General features: G+C 57.8%; 1 pseudogene. It reads right to left on the bottom strand.

The window, feature by feature from the left end:
• Positions 1-864 precede the first annotated feature (864 nt).
• A pseudogene (locus Z052_RS12710) lies at positions 865-1,013 on the bottom strand (IS630 family transposase); the annotation flags it as partial.

Below are 1,013 nucleotides of genomic sequence, written 5' to 3'. Positions count from 1 at the left end.
CCCACCCTCCACTCTCGCATCGTGATCTGGCCCCACCTCCTGTCGTCGCCCCGCCGCCGCTGTTCGCCGTCGGGTGTCGTGTCGTCTCGGTGGTCCCCCCATGTCGTCGTGCCCCCGCCGGTTCGGTCTTGCTTCCAGTTCGGTCGTCGGTTGGCTTCGATGCAGGTCGCTGTTCGGATCGAGGTGTCGTCGCTGGTCGGTGTCCCCCGCTGGTCGATTCTCGCTTCCCGTCGCCCGTCGAGTTGTTGCCGCCGGGTCAGTCTCGCTGGTGGTGTCGTGGATCGCCTCTGGAGTGCTATCGATCAGCTGGTGGTTTGTCGTCGAGCTTCGGGTCCGCGTTCTCGTTGTATCGATCGTTGGTCAGCCTCGTCGGGTTCGGTCGTCGTTTCGAGTGGTCGGTTGTCTCGCATCGCCGTCGACGTTGGTGGTGTCCCGTCGCCTCTGGTCGTTGGTCGTTGCCCCCCGCCGTCGGTCCCTGTTCATCGCCCCGTATCCGCTGTCCCCTGCGCCGCTCACTCAGGGTTCCATCCACTATCATATCTCTGATAGTCTTCGCCTTGTCCGTCTCCCGTCTCCCCCACTTTCCCCCGCCCGTTTCTTGGCTCCGGCCCGAATCGTTCGCTACGCGACTATCCACTGAACTTCATCTGCCCTGAACCCTAATTGTGTGAATTCGGCTGAACGTACACGCGGATAGGAGATTGTTTGATAGACTCTCTAAAGCACTCTCATCGCATGGCTGAACGTACACGCCTGATTTTGTGGGTGGTGTTCTAAATACGAATCCCCTGAATCCGGCCGCCGTCTGGTAATTAGCTATAATGATAAGTATAATAAATATCTTTTTATATATGCCCCTGATACTCACGGACATAAATACGTGAACACATCTGGGATTTCGACCCGGTCGAGTGCAGAGAGAGCAGCCTCACGGAGATCGTCGAGTGTGTCAAACAGGCGGTTCCCAAGTTCTTGATCAAGTTGTCTCCAACACTCTTCCGCGGGGTTCAGCT

Origin of the sequence: Halorubrum sp. C191 (assembly GCF_002727095.1) — an archaeon.
Lineage (GTDB): Archaea > Halobacteriota > Halobacteria > Halobacteriales > Haloferacaceae > Halorubrum > Halorubrum ezzemoulense.
This window is presented reverse-complemented; position numbering and strand designations above follow the sequence as displayed.